Source organism: Chelativorans salis, from assembly GCF_025336525.1.
Lineage (GTDB): Bacteria > Pseudomonadota > Alphaproteobacteria > Rhizobiales > Rhizobiaceae > Chelativorans > Chelativorans salis.
Map to the genome: position 1 here is coordinate 478,924 of NZ_JAOCZP010000002.1, position 17,491 is coordinate 496,414.

Here is a 17,491-nt window from a genome sequence, read left to right on the forward strand (position 1 = left end):
CCTTCGCGTTTCTCTGAGGTCATGAGAGGGTGGATTTCCGCCGTACCTTCCCTCGAATCGGGAACGAGCAGGAAGAGTGGACGCGCAAACACAGCCGCATCAGCACAAAAATATGACGGGATAGGCGAGCATTCGGCTCCTACGCGGTGGTATCCGCCATCGCCATGTCCTGTTCCTGACCAAGGCCATCGGTTGTCTCCCACCAATCACCCAAAGCATCGATGAGAGGCACCAGCTTTTGTCCTGCGGAGGTTAACTCGTACTCGACTCGAAGCGGATAGCCCTCGAATTCGGTACGCTGAACGATGCCAGCATCTTCGAGCTTGCGTAGCTCGAGCGTTAGCATTTTGTGCGAGATCGTTGGATTGTCCCGGCGCAGGTCGCTGAAGCGCTTGGTACCTTCTTGCAGATAGTAGATGAGCAGAGTCGGCCAGCGGCCGCTGAGCACTTGCATCACTTCTTCGATCGGACAGCGGGAGACGAGATTTTTCATCGGAACCTCGTGGTTACAAAAAGGTGCGTAATTTACTTGGCCCGGCGAGCCGCTAGGTTCCAGTTTCGCTGCGCAGCGTGATCACCAGAAATCACGGAGAACGATATCATGGAACCGATCCTACTTTATGGCTTCCCGTCCGGAAGCTCGATGGGGCTTGTCGCTGCCCTCGAATGGCTGGGCAAGCCTTACAGGCTGTGCCGCGTTGATATGTTCGGCGAGATGCGCGACCCTTCGTACAGACGTATCAATCCGCGTGTAGAAACGCCCGCCTTCATTACCGAAAAGGGCGAGGTGTTGACGGAAACCATGGCGATTGCCGCCTGGCTCGAGGCGCGAGATACGGAACGACGTATCAGCTTCGATCCGTTGTCACGAGAGGCAGCCCGGATGCACCAGATGATAGCGTTCATCAATACTGGCTTTACTGGCTCGTTCAGTCCGCTTTGGGCCGCTATGGAAATGGAGCCGCCCAACCCCGCAATGCAGTCTGCGCTGCGCAACTGGGGCCGTGAAGGCGTGATCGAACGTCACGACAGGCTGGAAGAGATGATCGGTGACAGCAGGTTCCTGATCACCGATCGGCCCACCCTTGCCGACGGCCTCCTGATCGGTGTAGCGCGCTGGCTCGACTTCCATGAGGTGGCGAACAAAAGCCGTTGGCCGAAGCTTGCCGCGGTTCGGGAGCGTATCGAAGCGGAGCCGGCGGTCATTTATGCCACGGCATTGGAAAACGGTGAAATCCAGCCGGGAAGTGGTGCATGCTTCGGTCATGTCGAGCTCGTGGAAGTTATAAGACAATTCGGCAGTTAGTGACCATTGGGCGCGGACTCAGACAATGGTTTCTGGCCCGCGCGCCATTAATTGCGCGACGAAGTATTCCGTGCAACGGCGGTATGTCTCAGAAGGGTGGAAAGTTCGCGTTGCTGCCCTTGAATTGAACGCGCAGGAAGCGCCAGGAGCGGACGTTAATCTGCCGAAAGTCCCGAGTAGGATGCACGATCAGTCGGCAGAATTGGCAGGGTTCGGGCCTGCATTCCTGCCCGCCCAGTAGTGGACGGATATTTTTCGACCGTTATCGAGGATACGGGCGGCGATTTCAGGATCCCCACCCTCGCACGTTTCAGGATCGGCTCCGCATAACAGCAAGAACAGGTTTTGGTGTACGACGGCGGCAAAATACTCGTATGCCGGTGGCCTTTCCTGAGATCCGATTGATTGCAGCTCTTCGGCGGCTTGATTCTCGGCATCCTCAAGAGCTTTGTAAACCGTAGCCAACATAGCTTGTTCGGCTCGTTTCAGTATGTCGTTGACTTGCCTTTCAGCGGGAGTGAGGACAGGGCAGCTCTGACTCATCGGGGGCATCTCCTGTATGTGTGACTCAATCAGTTGAACGCATACCCCATGCCACGAGTTTGCGTCCGCTTTGGGTCATGGGCGTGAATTCGGTCAGGTCTAACAAGCGTTCGGAAGGGGTCGAACTTTCCCGTTGCCATACGCAGAAACAGCAGAGCGCTCTGGCCCAATCAATCGATCCAGAGCGGGGAAAAATCGCCAGCATAGGTCTCCGTAACTCCCTGATATTTCGCAGCTTCCTAATTTTCTCACCCCAATTTTATCCCCCCTCACCAACCCAGCACTATCCTGTCCCCGCCCATCCCGCGGGGACGCAGGTCGCGACGGTGATCTCGCGAGGATGGGTCGGCGCCTCCGGCGGGCCGCTAACGTGGCGGCCGGCCCGGGGAGGCTCCGCCCAAGGGTTCCCCTGCCGCCACTACGGGCGGCGCGTGCCGGACGGTGCACTTTAAAGGGGAGCGGAGGAATGACGGGCAACGTGGCAGCCCCGAGCGGGTCGAAGGGCCACCCCCGTCGCGGAAGGCGAAAACCTTCCACAATCCACTCCCTGGAAGCGGAACGGGCGGAGACTGAAATCGCCGGACGGGCGGCCTGCGGGTCGCGACTAAACTAGACGAGCGACACAAGGGCCGCCCGTCTCCCCGAACTGAAGCGCACCCGCCGGCCCACCGGCGGGAAGGAATAGGCATGGCCGTCAGGATGAGGCAGGTGCGGAGATCGAGCGACTTGAGACAAACGTCCGAAAAGCAATATGTTGGCGGCCCGACCGAATCCGGATCATCGCCCATGACCATAGCCAATATCCCCGTCGAGGACATGACGGAGGAGCAAGCCAGGGAAGAACTAGCCCGCCTCGCGCGCGAGATCGCCGAGCACGACCGGCTCTATCACGCAGAGGACCGGCCGGCGATCTCGGATGCCGAGTACGACACGCTCAGGCGGCGCAACCTCGCCGTCGAGCAGGCCTTTCCGCATCTCATCCGCGAGGATTCGCCTTCGCGCCGGGTAGGCGCGCCGGTGTCGGAGAAATTCGAGAAGGTGCGGCACAAGGTGCCGATGCTTTCCCTCGACAACGCGTTTTCCGACGAGGACGTGATCGAGTTCGTGGCGCGCATCCGGCGCTATCTGAAGCTCGCTCCCGACGCCCCCATCGACATGACGGCGGAGCCGAAGATCGACGGCTTGTCCCTGTCGCTGCGCTACGAGGCGGGGCGGCTCGTTTCAGCGGCCACACGCGGCGACGGGCAGGTGGGCGAGAATGTGACGGCCAATGCACGCGCGGTCGCCGACATTCCCAATGTGCTTGCCGGCGCCCCTCCCGAGATCATCGAGGTGCGCGGCGAGGTCTACATGACGCACCGCGACTTCCTGGCCCTTAACGCGCGCCAGGAGGCGGAGGGCAAGCAGACTTACGTGAACCCGCGCAATACGGCCGCCGGCTCGCTGCGCCAGCTCGACCCGGCCATGACCGCCGCGCGGCCTTTGAAATTCTTCGCCTATGCCTGGGGCGAGGTGAGCGAGATGCCCGCGCAAACGCAGATGGGAATGGTGGAGGCGCTGAAAAGCTACGGCTTCCGCACCAACGAATTGATGCGCCACTGCGAGACGGCCAGGGAGCTTCTGGCGCATTACAAGGCGATCGAGGAGCAGCGCGCCACCCTGAGCTATGATATCGACGGCGTGGTCTACAAGGTGGACGACCTTGCGCTGCAGCAGCGGCTCGGCTTCGTCTCGCGCAGCCCGCGCTGGGCGATCGCCCACAAGTTCCCGGCGGAAAAGGCCTCCACCATTCTGCGCGGCATCGACATTCAGGTGGGCCGCACCGGCGCGCTGACGCCGGTGGCGCGGCTCGAGCCGGTGACGGTGGGCGGCGTGGTGGTGACGAACGCCACCCTGCACAATGCCGAGGAGATCGAGCGGCTGGGCATCAAGATCGGCGATACGGTGACCGTGCAGCGGGCGGGCGACGTCATTCCGCAGATCCTCGGCTATGTGCCGGAGCGGCGGCCGAAGGACGCGCAGGAGTTCACCTTCCCGACCGTCTGCCCCTGCGAGTTGAAAACGCCGGTGGTGCGCGAGGGCACGGCCGGCGGCGGGGAGGGCGTGGTGCGCCGCTGCTCGGGCGAGTTCGCCTGCCCCTTCCAGCGCATCGAGCACCTGCGCCACTTCGTCTCGCGCCGCGCCTTCGAGATCGAGGGGCTGGGCGAAAAGCAGATCGAGTTCTTCTTCCACGACCCGGACCTGCCCGTCAAAAGCCCGGCCGACATCTTCACGCTCGCAAGGCGCGACGGGGAGAACCTGAAGAAACTCAAGGACAAGGACGGTTGGGGCGACGTCTCGGCGGCCAACCTCTTCGCGGCCATCGAGGCGCGGCGCACCATCCCGCTCGACCGCATGATCTACGGGCTGGGCATCCGCCATGTGGGCGACCGAACGGCCATGACGCTGGCGCGCGCCTACGGTTCCTGGCAGGATTTTCACGACGCCGCGCTTGCCGTGGCGGCGGGGGATTCCGCCGCGCGCGAGGAGATGGACGCGCTGGAGGATATCGGCGATGCGGTGATCGATGCCGTGGCCAACTATTTCGCCGAGGCGCACAATCGGGGGCTGGTGGAGAAGCTTGCGGCGCAGGTGAATGTGGAGGACGCCGAGCGGCCGGTGATGGATTCGCCTGTCGCCGGAAAAACCATCGTCTTCACCGGTGCGCTGGAGCGCATGTCGCGCGACGAGGCCAAGGACATGGCCGAACGGCTGGGCGCCAAGGTGGCCGGCTCGGTATCGAAAAAGACGGACCTCGTGGTTGCCGGGCCGGGCGCGGGATCGAAATTGAAGAAGGCGGCGGAGCTCGGCGTCGAGGTGATCGACGAGGACGCCTGGTTTGCGCGGGTGGGCGGACAGGATTAGAATCATACATGAAGGGGCACAAAAGTGCATGAAACGGTCGAAATGACCGAGGAGGCCGAGATGAAAAAGCAAATCGCAACGCTCTGCGCGGCGGTCATGGCGCTCTCCGTTGCAGGTGTCCCCACCGCGCCGGCCATATCCGCGCCGGTGTATCCGGCGCCCTTGGCAACACCCGCCAGTGGCAAGCTGATCGAGGAGGTGAACCATCGCCACAGGTACTACGCGCGCGACTATCATCGCTACAGGAAGCACCGCCACCGCTCCAGGCGCGGCAATGCCGGCGCGTTTCTCGGCGGTCTTGCGGCGGGTGCGATCCTTGGCGGACTGCTATCCCAGTCGTCGCGGGCGGCACCCGTCTACCGTTACCGCACCAGCGACCCGCATGTGCAGTGGTGCTTGCGGCGCTATCGTTCCTACGACGTGCGCACGGACACCTTCCAGCCCTACAGCGGTCCGCGCAAATATTGTAACTCGCCATACCGCTGAGCCGAGGCTCCAGGCGAAACCGGCCGCCGCGCGGGCGGCGGCCGGCTCTCCGGCCAACCGATCATCCGCCTTCATCGTTGGCTCAATGAAATTGATATGACTGGTCAGCCTTCCTGACCTATGCTTACCGGCAGGAGGTTCCCCATGACCGCTGACAGCTATGCCGCGCCGCGCCCGTGGAGCGAATTCATGCTTGGCGCGCGTAGGAGCCTGCCGGTCCTCGTGGCCGCCGCTCCCTTCGGCCTTTTGTTCGGCATGCTGGCGGTAGAGAACGGTTTTTCCACCTTCGAGGCGGTCTTCATGAGCGCCGCCATCTACGCCGGCGCCAGCCAGATGGTGGGCCTCGACCTGTTCGGTGCAAAAATCGCACCGTGGCTGGTCGTCCTTTCGATCTTCGCCGTCAATTTCCGCCACGTGCTCTATTCAGCCACCATCGGCCGCCAGCTCTCCCACTGGACGCCTTTGCAGCGTGTCATCGGCTTTTTCTTCCTGGTCGACCCGCAATTCGCTGAAGCCGAGCAGCGGGTGGAGAGCGGCCGTGCGGTCAGCTTCACGTGGTACATGGGGCTTGCCCTGCCGATCTATGCCTGCTGGGTCGTCGAGGCGTGGCTCGGAGCCCTGTTCGGCCGCCTCATCCCCGATCCGCATGCGCTGGGGCTCGACTTCCTTTTACCGATTTACTTCCTCGGCCTCGTCATGAGCTTCCGCAAACGTGCCCTGTGGCTGCCGGTCGTGGGTGTGAGCGCGGTGGCGTCCATCATCGCCTACAAGACCGTAGGCTCTCCCTGGCACGTGTCGATCGGCGCGCTGGCCGGCGTCTTCCTCGGTGCATTGCTGCCGCCGGGCAAAGCTGCGCGGGAGGAGGCGCAATGAGCACTATTTTCTGGATCATCGTCGCCGGGGCGGTGCTGACCTACCTGACGCGCGCCGGCGGGCATCTGGTGCTCTCGCGCTTCGAGCGCATCCATCCGCGCGTGGAGGCAGGGCTGAACGCCGTGCCCGCGGCAGTTCTGACGACCCTGGTGGCGCCCGCCGCGATGGAGGGCGGGCCGGCCGAGATTGCGGCCCTGGCAGTAGGGGCGATGATCTCGCTGGCCGGTGGCGGCATGATGCCGATGTTTCTGTCGGCAACGGCGCTGCTCATCCTTCTGCGCCATTTGCTGGGGTAGGGCGGGTCTTTACAGCGGCGCCGTCGCCCCACGCAGCCATGCAGCCGTCTCTCCATCGACCAGCGGCCCGACCTCCTCGAACACCCGCTTGTGATAGGCATCCAGCCACGCCCGCTCCTCCACACTCAGGAGCGAAGGTTCGATAAGCCGGCGGTCGATAGGCGCCAGCGTTAGCGTCTCAAAGCCGTGCATCTCCACCTCGCCACCCGGCACCGCCTTGGGCGGCGTGACGACGATGAGGTTCTCGATGCGGATGCCGTAGTGTCCGGCGCGGTAGTAGCCGGGCTCGTTGGAGAGGATCATGCCGGTGCGCAGCTTTTCCGTGCCGGTCTTGGCGATGCGCTGCGGGCCCTCGTGCACGGAGAGATAGGAGCCGACGCCATGGCCTGTGCCATGGCCGTAGTCGAGACCGGCGTTCCAAAGCGCAAGCCGGGCGAAGGCGTCGATGTCCATGCCGCGGGTGCCCTCGGGAAAGCGCAGCATCGAGATGGCGATCATGCCCTTCAGCACCAAGGTGAAGCGGTTTCGCATCTCGTCCGTCGGCCGGCCGAGGGCGACGGTGCGTGTGACGTCGGTCGTTCCGTCCTCGTACTGACCGCCTGAATCGACTAGCAGAAGCTCGCCCGATGCAAGCTTGCGGTTGGTCTTCTCCGTGACCCGATAGTGGATGATGGCGCCGTTGGGCCCGGCGCCGGAGATGGTGTCGAAGGAGATGTCGCGCAGCGGCATCTGTGCTTCCTCGCCGGTGCGGCGGCATTCCTCCAGATGCTTGACGACAGCAATCTCGTCCAGGCTTTCCGGTTCCTGCGCGTCGAGCCAGGCAAGGAAGGGGGCAAGGGCCGCGCCGTCGCGGAGGTGGGCCGCACGGGCGCCCCTCAGCTCTGGCTCGTTCTTCATTGCCCGGGGAAGGGCGGTGGGGTCGGCGAAGGAGACGGTCGTGCCGCCGCTCTCCTCCACCAGGAGGCGCAGCTTCTCGGCGGCGCGGGCGTTATCGAGGCCGATCTTCGCGCCGTCTCGCGCCAGCTCCGCGAGCACGGTTTCCAGCTCCGAGGGCGCATGGAGCTCCGCCAGTTCGCGCAGGTAGGCCTCCGTTTCGTTCGAGAGCTTTTTCGGGTCCATGAAGAGGCGCGGTCGGTCTTTAGCCGAGAGAATGGCGAAACCGAGCGCCAGCGGCGTGTGCGGCACGTCGCTGCCACGGATGTTGAATGCCCAGGCGAGCGATGAGGGGTCGGTGAGCACCGTGTGGTCAATGCCGTCCTCGGCCAGCTTGCCGGCCAGGCGGGAGAGCTTGTCGGCGGCGGCTTCCCCGGCATAGCTGAGGGGATGGATGCGCACCGGCTCGGCGGGCGGTGCGGGCTGGTCCTCCCAGATGGCGTCAACGAGATTGCGTTCGAGCGGCACGGCCTCCGCGCCTACCTTCTCCAGGGCCTTGCGCAGGCCGCGTATGTCGCCGATCGTGTGCAGCCAAGGATCGAAGCCGATGCGCGCACCCTTCGACAGGTGCGCCTTCATCCACTCCCGCGGCGGGTTGTCGACCAGGCTCTCGATGTCGAAGAGCGTGGGATCCGTCTGCTCGCCGGCCTGCAGCGTGTAGCGGCCGTCGACGAAGAGGATCGCCTTTCCGCGAAGGATAAGGGCCGCGCCCGCCGAGCCGGTGAAGCCGGTCAGCCATGCCAGCCGCTCCGCCCCCGGCGGCAGATATTCGCCCTGATGTTCGTCGCTGTGCGGTACCAGCAGGCCCTCGAGGTTTTCCTCTATCATCAACGCACGCAAGCGCTCCAGGCGCGGACCTGCCTGTGAGGGATCGGCGGTGCTGTCGAACGACTGGAACATGGAGATACTCCGGAGGGGCTTCGAGGCCGCGAACCCTATCCGCCAGTGCGGGCGCGAGCAATGCAGCGGAGAGGGATTTCAATCTTATTGATGCTGCGATGCAGCATCTCCTTCGCGCATGCAAAAACCGAATGGCTGGCATGCACAATGAGCGCTGGTTGATCAGGTCAGCAGTGCTTACCTTTCAAAGCGTGGAGGACGAACTTTCGATTGTGAGAAGGAAACTTCACATGGCACATGGTGCAAAGCGTGGATTTTTTCGTAACGCGGTAGATGCGTTGGTTGCTGCCCGCGAACGGCAGGTGAGCCGCTATGTCAATGGTGCGCTCCTGATGCTCGACGACGAGACGTTGAAGACGCACGGCTACAGCCGTGAAGAGCTGCGCCGCAGGGGCACGGCCTATATGTACTGAGTTTTCCGCTCGGGGCTTGGAAAGAGGCGGCTGCAGCCACTGCGGCCGCCTTTTCTTTTCAGCGCTTCATGTGAAGCGTGGCCCAGCCCTCGCGGTGTATCGTGGCGACGTGGCGGAAGCCTTGGCCGACATAGGAGGCGATGACGGCGCGGCGCTGGCGGTCCAGAATGCCCGACAGGATGAGCGACCCGCCCGGTGCCAGATGATGTGCCATATCGGGCGCCAGCCGCATCAGCGGGCGAGCGAGGATGTTGGCGACAATCAGGTCGAAAGGCCGCCTTTCGGCAAATAGGCGGTGATGGAAGCCGGGCGCGGTGACGGCCTGTACCCAGGCGATCGCTTCGTTCAGCCGCACATTGGCGCGGGCCACACGCGTTGCCGTGGCGTCGATGTCGGTGGCCAGCACCGGAATGCGCCTGAGCTTGGCGATGGCGATGGCCAGGACGGCACTGCCGGTGCCGAGGTCGAGAGCATTCATGGGGCGCTCGCGGTTCACAACGCTACCGATCATCTCCAGGCAGCCTGCCGTCGTGCCGTGGTGGCCGGTGCCGAAGGCGAGGCCAGCTTCGATCTCGATGGCGATCTCGCCCGGCCGCGCGCCGCTGCGTTGGTGGGCGCCGTGGATGAAGAAACGGCCGGCCCGCACGGCATGCAGGCCCTCCAGCGCGTGGGCCACCCAGTCGGTTTCCGGAAGCTCCTCCGTAGCGATCTCAGGAATGGCGGGCAGGGCACAGAGGACCGTTCGCATGCGCGCTTTCACGCCGTCGACGTCCTCCATCGCATAGACGGAGACTTCGTGCAGGTCCCGCGCCTCGTCGATCTCCATGATGGCGAGTGCCAACCCGTCATCCTCGAATGCACGGTCGAAGAGATCGTAGATGCGGGTTGCAAGCGCCTGCGGCGCCTGAAGGTAGAGACGGGTCTGAGGCATTGGTCTCAAGGCGGGGGGTTATAGGAGGAGGGGCCAGTCAGCCCTCCTTTATCAGCCGGCGCAGCTTGGCGATAGCTGTCTCCGGGTTCTCCTGGTAGGAAATGGTGCCGAAAAAGTCGCCGTCGCGGTCAAGCAGCATGACCGACGCGGTGTGGTCCATTGTGTAGTCGCCGTCTTCCAGTTCCACCTTGCTGGCATAGATGCGGAAGGACTTGACCATCTCCATCACCTTCTCAGGCTCGCCGGTGATACCGGCTATGCGGCTGGAGAAGTTTTCCAGGTAGGTCTTCATGACCTCCGGTGTGTCGCGCTCGGGATCGACAGTGACGAAAAAGGTGCCCAGGGCTTCGCCGTCTTCGCCCAGTTCATCGAGCCAGCCTTCCATCTCGAAAAGCGTCGTGGGGCAGACGTCGGGGCAATGGGTGAAGCCGAAAAAGATCGCTGTTGGACTGCCTTCGAATGCCGCCTCGGTGATCGGTTCGCCGTTCTGGTCGACAAGCTCGAAAGGCGCGCCGAAGGCGATTGCCGCATTCCTGTCGCGGTACCATTGAAAGGTGAGCAGCCCGACTGCAAGAATCATGAGGGCGAGAATGCCGACAAGAATGTAGCGCATCATGGAAATTCACCGCTGAAGGAGATCACAGACACCAGGCAAGGCCGGCCTGGGCCATGGAAATAAAAATCGCCGCGCCGTTCTCTACCCACATCGCAAGCCCGAGACCAGCCAGCGCCGCTAAAAGCATGGCGACGGCGCCGAGCTTGAGGAAAGCTGGAAGATTGGCTGGTGCCGTCTTCATGGGTGAAGAATAGTCCTGATACCGAGGGGAAGGAAGATGCAAACTGTCGCAAGCGGCAATCGCTCGCCAAGCCGCCATAGATATTAAGCCGCTGCACTCGGCGTCGTCATGTGCATGCGCCGTGTTTGCCGATACGGCCTTTACCTTGTTTTAGGCTGTTGTGGCAGAATTAGCTTGGCGTGCATTCAAAACGATTTACCTACGCGGCCCGAGGAAGCTTATGTGCAACCCCATCTAGAAATATACTCGCGCAGTGCGTGTATTGACTTTCATCCTACTTATATAGCCAAATGACAAGGGCTTTTCTGCGTCTTGGCGGCGCGGTGTCGAGCAGGGGCGATTAAAATGAATAAGAACTTCCACGAACTAAAGCGACAGCTTGCCGAACTCTCTGAAACCATCAACAAATTTGAGTCGGAAGCAGTCCAGCTCCGCATCGTGGAGCTTTTATTCAATCAGGCTGGCGGCGAGCGGTTCCTGGAAGCGCCTGGCAGTTCCTACGCCGTGGGGCCGGGCCGGGCTGGTGGACGCGAGGCTGGCCCGTCGGCTTCACGGGCACGCACAACCGCGCCCAGCGCCAGCGGTGCTGTCGCCGCGCTGTCGGGGTTGATTTCCAGCGATTTCTTCAATCAAAAACGCACCATCGGCGACATCGTGAAGAAATGCCAAGAAGAAGTCGGCACCCGCTATAAATCCAATGCCTTCTCCGGGCCGCTGTCGCGCTACGCCAATAGCGGCGTGCTGAAGCGCGAGAAAAACGCCGAAGGCAAGTACGTATACTTCAAATAAGATATATTGCCGTTACGAGAGGCAGCGCAGGTTACGCGCGCTCGACGAAGCCGTCCAGGACGCGCTTCTGGCCCGCCTTGTCGAAATCAATGGTGAGCTTGTTGCCGTCTATTGCCGCAACGTTGCCATTGCCGAACTTCAAGTGGAAGACGCGGTCGCCCACCTTGAAGGCCGAGGGGCTGTCGGCGACTGACTTGGCCACCAGCTCGCCCTCGATGGTGCGGCCCTTGACCGAGCCTCGCCCGGCGCCATAGCCCGAATCCGTCTCGCCGTAGCCGATGCGCTCAACCTGATGTCCGGAGCGGGTTCCCCAGTTGCGCGCCGTGGCGTCGGTGCGGTTTTTCTGGGCGCGCTGCCAACCGGGTGTGGCGTAGGTGCTGGAGAAGACCTCCGCCGCCTCGTCGAAGCGCGAGGGGCCGTAGGGATTGGGCCGGCCGGGCTGCCTGTCGCCCAGGGGCCGTCCGTAACCGCCATAGGCGCCGCCGTCCTCGGCCACCTCGACGTGCGCCTCCGGCAACTCGTCAAGGAAGCGTGAGGGGATGGTGGACTGCCATAGGCCGTGGATGCGGCGGTTGGAGGTGAACCAGACGTGCAGGTTCTTCTTGGCGCGCGTGAGGCCGACATAGGCAAGCCGCCGCTCCTCCTCCAGGCCCGAGCGCCCGCCCTCGTCGAGCGCACGCTGGTGGGGGAAGAGACCTTCCTCCCAGCCGGGCAGGAAGACGGTGTCGAATTCCAATCCTTTGGCCGAGTGCAGCGTCATGAGGCTGACGGCGTCAAGCTCCTCGTCGCGCTCGGCATCCATGACCAGCGCCACGTGCTCCAGAAAGCCGCGCAGGCTCTCGTATTCTTCCATGGAGCGGATGAGCTCTTTCAAGTTTTCCAGACGCCCCGGCGCTTCGGCCGAACGGTCGTTCTTCCACATATCGGTGTAGCCAGACTCCTCCAGGATCAGCTCGGCAAGCTCCGTGTGCGGCGTACGCTCGAGCATGCCCTGCCAGCGCTCGAAGCTTTCCACCAGGTTGCGCAGGGCCGCGCGCGGTTTGGGCTTCATCTCCTCGGTGCCGACGAGGTCGCGCGCGGCCTGCAGGAGCGGCGCGCCGCGCATGCGCGCGACATCGTGGATCTGGCGCACGGCGGCTTCGCCCAGCCCGCGCTTCGGCACGTTGACGATACGTTCGAAGGCGAGGTCATCGGCCCCTTGGGCGACGACGCGGAAATAGGCGAGCGCGTCGCGGATCTCCATGCGCTCGTAGAAGCGCGGGCCGCCGATGACGCGGTAGTTGAGGCCGAGGGTGACGAAGCGGTCCTCGAACTCGCGCATCTGGAAGGAAGCGCGCACGAGGATGGCCATGTCGTTGAGGGCGTGCTCCTTGGCCTGGAGAGCCTCGATCTCCTCGCCGAGGGCGCGCGCTTCCTCCTCCGAATCCCAGGCAGCGTGCACCTTCACCTTGGGGTCGTCTGGGTCGGCGGCGTCGGTGAAAAGCGTCTTGCCGAGCCGGCCTTCGTTGTGGGCGATGAGATGGGAGGCAGCGCCCAGGATATGGGCGGTGGAGCGGTAGTTGCGCTCAAGGCGGATGACGGTGGCGCCCGGAAAATCCTTCTCGAAGCGCAGGATGTTGTCCACCTCGGCGCCGCGCCAGCCATAGATCGACTGATCGTCGTCGCCCACGCAGCAGATATTTATCTGCTGCTGTTTGTTTTCGCTCACGGGCCGCTCCGCCGCCTGCGGCGGCTGGTCCTCCGCGGGGGCGGGCGAAACGTCGCCCGGCGCGCGGTCGCGCGCTCGGCCTTCGGCAGGAAGTCCGCTTTTGATCTGCGGCCTTTGCGCAAGGAGGCGCAGCCAGAGATACTGCGCCGTGTTGGTGTCCTGGTACTCGTCGACCAGTATATACTTGAACTTGCGGTGGTACTCTGCGAGCACATCCGGGTTTTCACGGAAGATGCGGATGGGGTGGAGCAACAGGTCGCCGAAGTCCACAGCGTTCAGCGTCTTCAGTCGCTCCTGATAGGCGGTGTAGAGTTCGCGGCCCTTGCCGTTGGCGAAAGCGCGGGCGTCGCCCTCGGGGATGTCCTTCGGGACCAGCCCCTTGTTCTTCCAGCCGTCGATCATCTGCGCGAACTGGCGCGCCGGCCAGCGCTTGTCGTCCAGGCCCTCGGCCTGGATGAGCTGCTTCAGGAGCCTGATCTGGTCGTCGGTGTCGAGGATGGTGAAGGAGGATTTGAGGCCGGCGAGCTCGGCATGGCGGCGTAAGAGCTTCACGCCGATCGAGTGGAACGTGCCGAGCCACGGCATGCCCTCGATCGCCTGGCCGACCAACACGCCGATACGCGCCTTCATCTCGCGCGCCGCCTTGTTGGTGAAAGTCACGGCGAGGATCTGCGAAGGGTAGGCGCGGCCGGTTGCCAGGATGTGGGCGATGCGTGTCGTCAGCACCCGCGTCTTGCCGGTACCGGCACCGGCCAGCACGAGCACTGGACCTTCGGTGGTCTCGACGGCCAGGCGCTGCTCGGGATTCAGCCCTTCGAGATAGGGCGCGGCCGCGCCCTGACGGGCGGCCATGGCGCGCGCGGCAATGCCCCCCGCGCGCGGCGCGGCGGAGGGGGGACGCGGGGTTTCATCGTCGCCGAAGAACGGCAGATCGTCCGGAGAACCTGACATTGAGCACTGCATATGGTGATTCGGGCCCGGGAGGCCAAGCGTTTTCCTTTTGTACCGGTTCGTCACGGCAAGGCCAAGGTCTGTCCCGGCACTTCACGCAGCCTTGAGTGGACCGCCCCCTCAACTGCTTCTTATTCTAGCTCAGGGTGTGACGACCCAAGGGGGGGTACGTAATCATTCCCAGGAGCATAGCCATGTCCACACCGAAGATCACCCAGGCGATGATCGAAGCCTACGACGAGTACACCCACCTTACACTCGACCGCCGCGGCTTCATGGAAAAGCTGACGAAGCTCGCCGGTTCGAGCGCGGCCGCCGCGGCGATTGCGCCGATGCTGGCAGCCAGCTCCGCCCGCGCGGCCATGGTTGCCGAAGACGATGAGCGGCTGGCGATCGAGGAGATCACCTATCCGGGCGGGGCAGGCGAGATGCGGGGCTATCTGGTGCGCCCGGCCGAGCAGGAAGGGCCGCTGCCGGCAGTCATCGTCATCCACGAGAACCGCGGCCTCAATGCGCATATCCAGGATGTGGCGCGGCGTGTGGCGTTGGAGGGTTTCGTGGCGCTGGCACCAGACTTCCTGTCGCCCCTCGGCGGCACGCCGGAAGACGAGGATGAGGCGCGGTCGATGTTCGGCCAGCTCGACCGACAGCAGACGGTCGCCAACGGCGTGGCGACGATCACATACTTGGAAGAGCACGAGGAGACGAACGGCAATGTGGGCGCCGTCGGCTTCTGCTGGGGCGGCGGTGTTGTGAACATTCTCGCTGTCAACGCGCCTTCGCTTGACGCGGCGGTTGCCTATTACGGGGCGCAGCCCGACCCGGAGGACGTTGAGAACATCGACACACCGCTGCTCCTTCACTACGCCGGCCTCGACGAGCGCATCAACGCCGGCATCGAGGAGTATCGCGAGGCGCTAGAGGCGGGCGGCGCGGAATACACCATCCACATGTACGAGGGGGTGAACCACGCCTTCAACAACGACACATCCGAGGCCCGCTACGACAAGGAAGCGGCGGACTTGGCGTGGCGGCGCACCATAGACTTCTTCAACGAGAAGCTTGCCTAAGCCAGCAAGGGGCTAGATCAGACCGTCGTTTCACCGGATCGGTGGTCCGATCTCTTTGTCGCAATTCCGGACGGAAAACCGGTTTCCACTTCTCCCGGAACTGCTATGGGCAGCCCCGCGCTTCCTGCGCCCGGCGCAGGATCGCACGCGCGAAGACGAGGTCTATGGGGATGGGGTCGCGTTGCGACTCGATCTGGTAAAGCTCCTCGTCCAGCGCTTTCAGGGCGCGCCAGACCTCGTAGTCGCTTACGCTCGCGTCACGGGCGAGCCTTTCGGACATCCGCTTCACATCGACCTTCAAGACCATCTCCCTCGTGCCGCCGGGGCGGCGGGCGAATCAATTTGAGCTTGGGAGAATTCTGAAATGCCTACCGGGCGCTTCAAGGAAGGGCGGGGCGGTAAGCTGTGCAAAGGGCGTCATGGTTAAGCGCCGGTTAACGCATCGGCCCGAGAACCTCAGCGATGCTCTTCCTCGCTGAGCTGTACCAGGGCCCTGTTGAATGAGCGTAATGCACGGATGTGGGTGGCGAAGGCGATGATGCGAGTCTCGTCCTTGGGATCGACCACTGGTAGCCGGGTGTGGCCGCTCTGGTCGAAGGCGCGCAAGGCCGCTTCCAGCGTGTCGCTGGGCTTGAGCGCGGGCGGACCTTCCTTCGGATCGTGGCGCTCCGGTTGGGCGTCGTCGGTGAGCGGCTCCATGAAGTCCATCACGCGGGTGGTCTGTCCGAGCGCGCGATGCGGGCCTTCCTGGATGAACAGGCCACGCATTTCCAGCTGCCAGTGGAACCAGGAATGGCCATGGATCGCCTGCGTGATGCCGTGGGCGACGGCGACGGTGAGTAGAAGGGCGATGGAAAGCGTGTAGCCGCCCGTCAGCTCAAAGACGATGACCGTCGTCGAGATGGGTGCGCCGAGGACGGCGCCGGCGACCGCGCCCATGCCGAGGATGGCGTAGAGCCCGCCGCTCGAGGCCAGGTCGGGGAAGACAGATGCGGCGATGATGCCGAAGGAGCCGCCTGTGAGGGCGCCGAGATAGAGCGCGGGTGAAAAGATGCCGCCGCCGAAGCGGGCGCCGAGCGTGATCGCCGTGGCGACCGTCTTCGCCACGATCAGCAGCAGCATCGTGATGAGAGGCAGCCGTTGCCATAGCGCCATGTCCGTCACCTCATAGCCGACGCCGAGCACCTGCGGGAAGACGAGAGCGATGGCGCCGACCAGGACGCCGCCGGCCATCGGCTGCAGCCACAGCGGGACGGGTGTGCTGCGTGCCGTGAAGTCGGCGATGAACAGCGCCAGCTGGAACAGAATGGCAACCACCGCCGCCGTCACGCCGAGCAGCACGAAGGCGGGGAATTCCCAAAAGGACGTGATCGCATAGTGCGGTATGAGGAACGCTGCCGCATCGCCGAACCAAAGCCGGGAGGCTACACCGCCCGCGGTCGACGCAATGACGATGGGCACGAAGGAGCGCATGGCGTAGTGACCGAGGATCACCTCATGGGCGAACAGGACACCGGCGATCGGCGCGTTGAAGGAGGCGGCGATGGCGCTCGCCACGCCGGCACCCAGGAGCGTGCGGCGGCACCATCCGGGCAGTTCGGCGCGCCAGGCGACGGCGGTAGCCAGTACCGCGCCCAGATGCACCACCGGCCCCTCGCGCCCGGCACTGGCACCGGACCCCAGAGAGAGCGCGGTAATGAAGGCGGAAAGCAGCCCATCGCGCAGCGAAAGTTTGCGGCCGGAGAGCGCCCGTGCCTCTATGACGTCGGCCACGGCACCCGTGCGCCGCGCATTGAGCCGGGTGAGAAGCAGCCCGACGAGAAGCCCGCCGACGACGGGGCCGGCCATGATCCAGTACCAGGGAAGCGTGACGGCATTTGAATAGACGCGTTCGGAGCGGGTGCCGAGCCAGGGAAGCTGAAAGATGCCGATCAGCTCGCGGAAGATGATGGCGGCAATGGCCACGCCGATGCCGACAATCAACGCGATCAGCCAGACGAGGGGCTGGCGCGTCTCCGTGAAGGCGCGCAGGTTCGGCTCGACCCAGGAGACGACGATGCGTGGAAGCCGGGTGACAAGGCGCGGAGCCATGGGTCCGTCAGGCCCGCCGGCGGATGGCGATAGCGCGGCCGGCACGCTCGGGCGTGGGCAGGCCGGCATGGGCCGTGGCGAGCCTATCCACCTTCTCCATCACGTCGGGCGGGAACTGTGCTACTTTGGGGCCGTTCATGTCCACATGCAGTGTAAGGCCCTCGCAGGTGGCGGCAAGCCAGCCATCGGCGTGGCGGATCTCCTGAAAGGCGTGCAGCCGCTTTTCGTCGTGGTTGAGAAGCTGCCAGGAAACGGTGACGCGGTCGCCCAGGTGCAGTTCGCGCACATAGCAGATGTGGACCTCGGCCGAGTAGGTGGTCAGCCGCCGCGTCTTTGCATAGTCCGGCCCCATGCCGAGCGCGATGGAGACCTCATCGAACGCGCGGTCGAAGAGTACCGCGTAGTAGGCCATGTTCATGTGGCCGTTGTAGTCGATCCAGCCTTCCTCAACCTTGAAGACACTGGAAATGTGCGGTCCACCCACCCGTCTCGTTCCTTTC

18 protein-coding genes are annotated in these 17,491 nt (G+C 63.9%); 8 read left to right on the plus strand and 10 right to left on the minus strand.

Annotated features, from left to right (window positions below):
• Positions 1-139 precede the first annotated feature (139 nt).
• A complete protein-coding gene (locus N5A92_RS08270; protein ID WP_260901690.1) occupies positions 140-493 on the minus strand; it encodes a winged helix-turn-helix transcriptional regulator in 354 nt (117 codons plus the stop codon).
• 108 nt (positions 494-601) lie between these two features.
• Between N5A92_RS08270 and N5A92_RS08275 the strand changes: the two genes are divergently transcribed.
• On the plus strand, positions 602-1,306 hold the full coding sequence (locus N5A92_RS08275; RefSeq protein ID WP_260901691.1) for a glutathione S-transferase family protein: 705 nt from the start codon (positions 602-604) through the stop codon (positions 1,304-1,306).
• A gap of 189 nt (positions 1,307-1,495) precedes the next feature.
• Here the strand turns inward: N5A92_RS08275 and N5A92_RS08280 are convergent, their stop codons facing one another.
• Positions 1,496-1,849 carry a hypothetical protein gene (locus N5A92_RS08280; protein ID WP_260901692.1) on the minus strand — a complete coding sequence of 118 codons (354 nt, stop codon included), beginning with the start codon at positions 1,847-1,849 and terminating at the stop codon, positions 1,496-1,498.
• Between the two features lie 786 nt (positions 1,850-2,635).
• Here N5A92_RS08280 and ligA point away from each other — a divergent pair.
• From ligA to N5A92_RS08300, 4 genes are all read left to right on the plus strand, one after another.
• Complete coding sequence (gene ligA / locus N5A92_RS08285; RefSeq protein WP_260901694.1) at positions 2,636-4,753, plus strand: NAD-dependent DNA ligase LigA; 2,118 nt, start codon at positions 2,636-2,638, stop codon at positions 4,751-4,753.
• A gap of 60 nt (positions 4,754-4,813) precedes the next feature.
• Positions 4,814-5,239 (plus strand): BA14K family protein, encoded by a 426-nt coding sequence (locus tag N5A92_RS08290; RefSeq protein ID WP_260901697.1) that lies wholly within the window; start codon positions 4,814-4,816, stop codon positions 5,237-5,239.
• 144 nt (positions 5,240-5,383) lie between these two features.
• Positions 5,384-6,112 carry an AzlC family ABC transporter permease gene (locus N5A92_RS08295; RefSeq protein ID WP_260901699.1) on the plus strand — a complete coding sequence of 243 codons (729 nt, stop codon included), beginning with the start codon at positions 5,384-5,386 and terminating at the stop codon, positions 6,110-6,112.
• A complete protein-coding gene (locus N5A92_RS08300) occupies positions 6,109-6,408 on the plus strand; it encodes an AzlD family protein (RefSeq protein ID WP_260901703.1) in 300 nt (99 codons plus the stop codon). The genes N5A92_RS08295 and N5A92_RS08300 overlap by 4 nt, the downstream gene beginning before the upstream one ends.
• 9 nt (positions 6,409-6,417) lie before the next feature.
• Here N5A92_RS08300 and N5A92_RS08305 read toward each other — a convergent pair whose 3' ends face one another.
• On the minus strand, positions 6,418-8,241 hold the full coding sequence (locus N5A92_RS08305) for an aminopeptidase P family protein (RefSeq protein WP_260901704.1): 1,824 nt from the start codon (positions 8,239-8,241) through the stop codon (positions 6,418-6,420).
• Positions 8,242-8,471: 230 nt separating this feature from the next.
• Here N5A92_RS08305 and N5A92_RS08310 point away from each other — a divergent pair, with 230 nt between their 5' ends.
• Complete coding sequence (locus tag N5A92_RS08310; RefSeq protein WP_260901706.1) at positions 8,472-8,654, plus strand: hypothetical protein; 183 nt, start codon at positions 8,472-8,474, stop codon at positions 8,652-8,654.
• 58 nt (positions 8,655-8,712) lie between these two features.
• Here the strand turns inward: N5A92_RS08310 and N5A92_RS08315 are convergent, their stop codons facing one another.
• Genes N5A92_RS08315 through N5A92_RS08325 form a run of 3 tightly spaced genes read right to left on the minus strand, consistent with a single transcriptional unit; the run spans position 8,713 to position 10,382 of the window.
• Positions 8,713-9,585 (minus strand): 50S ribosomal protein L11 methyltransferase, encoded by an 873-nt coding sequence (locus tag N5A92_RS08315; protein ID WP_260901707.1) that lies wholly within the window; start codon positions 9,583-9,585, stop codon positions 8,713-8,715.
• A gap of 37 nt (positions 9,586-9,622) precedes the next feature.
• Positions 9,623-10,201, minus strand: coding sequence for an SCO family protein (locus N5A92_RS08320; protein WP_313958396.1), 579 nt, complete (start codon positions 10,199-10,201; stop codon positions 9,623-9,625).
• A gap of 22 nt (positions 10,202-10,223) precedes the next feature.
• Positions 10,224-10,382 (minus strand): hypothetical protein, encoded by a 159-nt coding sequence (locus N5A92_RS08325; RefSeq protein ID WP_260901708.1) that lies wholly within the window; start codon positions 10,380-10,382, stop codon positions 10,224-10,226.
• A gap of 345 nt (positions 10,383-10,727) precedes the next feature.
• On the opposite strand from N5A92_RS08325, the gene N5A92_RS08330 reads away from it, so the two are divergent.
• Positions 10,728-11,171 carry a hypothetical protein gene (locus N5A92_RS08330; RefSeq protein ID WP_260901709.1) on the plus strand — a complete coding sequence of 148 codons (444 nt, stop codon included), beginning with the start codon at positions 10,728-10,730 and terminating at the stop codon, positions 11,169-11,171.
• A gap of 31 nt (positions 11,172-11,202) precedes the next feature.
• On the opposite strand, the gene N5A92_RS08335 is transcribed toward N5A92_RS08330, so the two are convergent.
• The gene (locus tag N5A92_RS08335; protein WP_260901710.1) at positions 11,203-13,830 is read right to left on the minus strand and encodes an ATP-dependent helicase; all 2,628 of its coding nucleotides are present in this window, start codon (positions 13,828-13,830) and stop codon (positions 11,203-11,205) included.
• A gap of 194 nt (positions 13,831-14,024) precedes the next feature.
• On the opposite strand from N5A92_RS08335, the gene N5A92_RS08340 reads away from it, so the two are divergent.
• Positions 14,025-14,900 carry a dienelactone hydrolase family protein gene (locus N5A92_RS08340; RefSeq protein WP_260901711.1) on the plus strand — a complete coding sequence of 292 codons (876 nt, stop codon included), beginning with the start codon at positions 14,025-14,027 and terminating at the stop codon, positions 14,898-14,900.
• 103 nt (positions 14,901-15,003) lie between these two features.
• Here N5A92_RS08340 and N5A92_RS08345 read toward each other — a convergent pair whose 3' ends face one another.
• The 3 genes from N5A92_RS08345 to N5A92_RS08355 all read right to left on the minus strand — a co-directional run bounded on the left by N5A92_RS08345 (position 15,004) and on the right by N5A92_RS08355 (position 17,475).
• Positions 15,004-15,201, minus strand: coding sequence for a hypothetical protein (locus tag N5A92_RS08345; RefSeq protein ID WP_260901712.1), 198 nt, complete (start codon positions 15,199-15,201; stop codon positions 15,004-15,006).
• A 155-nt stretch (positions 15,202-15,356) separates the two neighbouring features.
• Positions 15,357-16,991, minus strand: coding sequence for a chloride channel protein (locus N5A92_RS08350; protein ID WP_260901713.1), 1,635 nt, complete (start codon positions 16,989-16,991; stop codon positions 15,357-15,359).
• Positions 16,992-16,998: 7 nt separating this feature from the next.
• The gene (locus tag N5A92_RS08355; protein ID WP_260901714.1) at positions 16,999-17,475 is read right to left on the minus strand and encodes a thioesterase family protein; all 477 of its coding nucleotides are present in this window, start codon (positions 17,473-17,475) and stop codon (positions 16,999-17,001) included.
• Between the last annotated feature and the right edge of the window lie 16 nt (positions 17,476-17,491).